Annotated in this window: 5 protein-coding genes; 4 read left to right on the top strand and 1 reads right to left on the bottom strand. The window is 62.2% G+C overall.

Annotation, left to right across the window (positions count from 1 at the left end; all coding sequences use genetic code 11):
- Window positions 1-109 precede the first annotated feature (109 nt).
- Together EN939_RS28080 and EN939_RS28075 are read left to right on the top strand one after the other, a co-directional pair.
- Complete coding sequence (locus EN939_RS28080) at window positions 110-526, top strand: GNAT family N-acetyltransferase (RefSeq protein WP_245465203.1); 417 nt, start codon at window positions 110-112, stop codon at window positions 524-526.
- A 1-nt stretch (window position 527) separates the two neighbouring features.
- Window positions 528-839 (top strand): DUF6665 family protein, encoded by a 312-nt coding sequence (locus tag EN939_RS28075; protein ID WP_127270963.1) that lies wholly within the window; start codon window positions 528-530, stop codon window positions 837-839.
- Between the two features lie 3 nt (window positions 840-842).
- Here EN939_RS28075 and EN939_RS28070 read toward each other — a convergent pair whose 3' ends face one another.
- Window positions 843-1187: a cupin domain-containing protein gene (locus EN939_RS28070; RefSeq protein WP_127270961.1), complete on the bottom strand. Its 345-nt coding sequence runs from the start codon at window positions 1185-1187 to the stop codon at window positions 843-845.
- 312 nt (window positions 1188-1499) lie between these two features.
- Between EN939_RS28070 and petA the strand changes: the two genes are divergently transcribed.
- Window positions 1500-2060 (top strand): ubiquinol-cytochrome c reductase iron-sulfur subunit, encoded by a 561-nt coding sequence (gene petA, locus EN939_RS28065; RefSeq protein WP_127270959.1) that lies wholly within the window; start codon window positions 1500-1502, stop codon window positions 2058-2060.
- A 16-nt stretch (window positions 2061-2076) separates the two neighbouring features.
- Window positions 2077-2921, top strand: an 845-nt coding sequence (locus EN939_RS28060) for a cytochrome b (protein ID WP_127270958.1), incomplete at its 3' end; no start/stop codon positions are given.

Genomic DNA, 2921 nt, shown 5'->3' with positions numbered 1-2921 from the left:
CACGAGGACAGCGTGCTCGAAGAGACACGCCCGGCGGAGTAGCTCCATGGGTGGATCAACAGGCGCCATCTCAGAGGTCGGCTACGTTCTCAAGCGGCTCCGGCCGACCATGCCGGCTTTCGACACGCTGAAGGAAGAGAGCCGGCAGGAAGGCTACTGGATGCTGGTGCGCCTGGCGGATGGCTGGGCAAGTGGCCGCAACAAGTTCCTGAAACGGGGCGAGGCGCTGTACGGAGCCTGGGATGGAAGGGAACTCGCCGGCGTGTGCGGGTTGAACATCGATCCCTATTTCGAGGCCAGGGACCACGGCCGGGTCCGGCACCTGTTCGTCAGTGCGCGTCACCGTCGCGCCGGCCTTGGCCGGATGCTGATCGAAACCGTTATCGACAGGGCACGTCACCATTTCGCCGCGCTGAACACCCGCGCGCCGCAAGAGGCTTTTGGTTTTTACGCACGGCTTGGATTTACGCACGTGGAAGGCGAAGAATTCGTCACTCACCGCATGGTTTTCGCGAAAGGAGACTGAAATGTCCTTGCGTCCGCCATCTCATCTTGCCGGCGGCTCGGCCGCCGAAGCCGCCTTCGACGCGCTCGGCCATGAAATATTGGCGGAAAAGGCGGCAGCACTCGGCCGCGCCGGCCAGCGGGTAGAGGAAACGCTGGCCAGGCTGCGCGACAATGCCGACGAGCAACTGCGCCCCCGGCTGCTCAAGGATGCCGCCGAGGCGGTGCATGGCTATTTCATCCAGCGCGAGCTGTGCGGCTTGCGCAAGCACGATGCCGTCATTCGTGAATACAACATCCCGAGAGCGGTGCTGGCCAGGCTCGGCGCGAAATAGGGGTCACTCCAGCCATTCGGTGATGAAGCTGCCGTTTTCATGGATGTCGGTCGTTTCCAGCGGGCCTGGGCCGAGATTGGTGAATTTGTGCGGCGTGTTGGGCGGCACGATCAGGATCTGGCCGGCGGATGCCTCGATCTCCTGGTCGCCGACAGTGAACAGGCCGGTGCCCTGGCGGATGATGAAGATCTCCGCGTAGGGATGCGTGTGCAGGCGGGGGCCGCCGCCGACGCCAGGCAAATAGTTGAAGATCAGGCAGGAGTTGGAGCCGTAGGCGCCACATTGCAATTCGCCCTTCCAATGGTCGGAGCGAACAGACCAGGTGTCGCGGTCTATGACGTGTGCCATGATACAAGGATAGACCCGGCTGGCGCCTTGTGTCGAGCCGAACAGGGGCGTCGGATTTGCGGTTGTTTCCCGGTTGTTTAGCGATGTTTGGCGGCTATCCGGCGTCGCGTTGAGCGGTGGCGGATTTTGTCCCCGCGACAATCTGCCCTTGTGCCTTCACCCGTCTGGACAAAAACGGGCTTCACGCATAAACCGAAGTCCAAATGCCGGAGGAATTCGCAAGCCTGTTCGCCATGCGCTGTCGGGTTGGCGTAATTGAGCGGGGAACAAGGCTCAGCCACCGGCACGGAAAGGCGAAAGGATCAGGCACCCGTGAGCGCAACCGACACCCAGGATCCCAACCGTCGTGATTTTCTCTACGTCGCCACCGGCATGGCCGCAGTGGTCGGCGCGGGTGCCTTCGCGTGGCCGTTCATCGACCAGATGCGCCCCGATGCCTCGACGCTGGCGCTCGCTTCCGTCGAAGTCGACGTCGCCTCGCTGACGCCGGGCATGTCGCTGATCGTCAAATGGCGCGGCAAGCCGGTCGTGGTCCGCAACCGCACCGAACAGGAAATGAAGGACGGCGAGGCCGTCAAGCTGGCCGATCTCAAGGACCCGATCGCCCGCAACGCCAATCTGCCGGCCGATGCACCGGCGACCGACGCCAATCGCACCACGCCCGGCAAGGAAGCCTGGATGGTGATGGTTCAGGTCTGTACCCATCTCGGCTGCATTCCGCTCGGCCAGGAAGGCGATTTCGGCGGCTGGTTCTGCCCTTGCCACGGCTCGGTCTACGACACGGCCGGACGCATCCGCCAAGGCCCGGCGCCTGAGAACATGGCGGTGCCGGTATTCAAGTTCATTTCCGATACCAAGATCCTTATCGGTTGAGGCAGGGGACATTTCGATGAGCGAGGGACACTCGACCTATACGCCCAAAACCGGTCTCGGACGCTGGTTTGACGCCCGCATGCCGCTGCCGCGGCTGGTCTATGACAGCTTCGTCGCCTATCCGGTGCCGCGCAACCTCAACTACGCTTGGACGTTTGGCGGCATCCTGTCGATCATGCTGGTGGCGCAGATCCTGACCGGCATCGTGCTGGCCATGCACTACACGGCCGACACCAATCTCGCCTTCGGCTCGGTCGAGAAGATCATGCGCGACGTGAATTCGGGCTGGCTGCTGCGCTACATGCATTCGAACGGCGCCTCGTTCTTCTTCGTCGCCGTCTACATCCACATCTTCCGTGGCCTATATTACGGCTCCTACAAGGCGCCGCGCGAGCTGCTGTGGATCCTCGGCTGCATCATCTATCTCCTGATGATGGCGACCGGCTTCATGGGCTACGTGCTGCCATGGGGCCAGATGAGCTTCTGGGGTGCCACCGTCATCACGGGTTTCTTCAGCGCCATTCCGCTGGTCGGCGACTGGATCCAGCAGCTGCTGCTCGGCGGCTTTGCCGTCGACAACCCGACGCTGAACCGCTTCTTTGCGCTGCACTATCTGTTGCCGTTCATGATTGCCGGCGTCGTCGTTTTGCACATCTGGGCGCTGCATGTCGTGGGCCAGTCGAACCCGACGGGTATCGAGGTCAAGTCGAAGACCGACACTGTCGCCTTCACCCCCTACGCGACCATCAAGGACGCGTTCGGCATGATCGTGTTCCTGTTCTTCTTCGCCTATTTCGTCTTCTACCTGCCGAACTATCTCGGCCATCCCGACAACTACATCGTCGCCAACCCGCTGAAGAC

The sequence above is a fragment of the Mesorhizobium sp. M7A.F.Ca.CA.002.05.1.1 genome (assembly GCF_003998335.1).
Taxonomy (GTDB): domain Bacteria; phylum Pseudomonadota; class Alphaproteobacteria; order Rhizobiales; family Rhizobiaceae; genus Mesorhizobium.
This window is presented reverse-complemented; position numbering and strand designations above follow the sequence as displayed.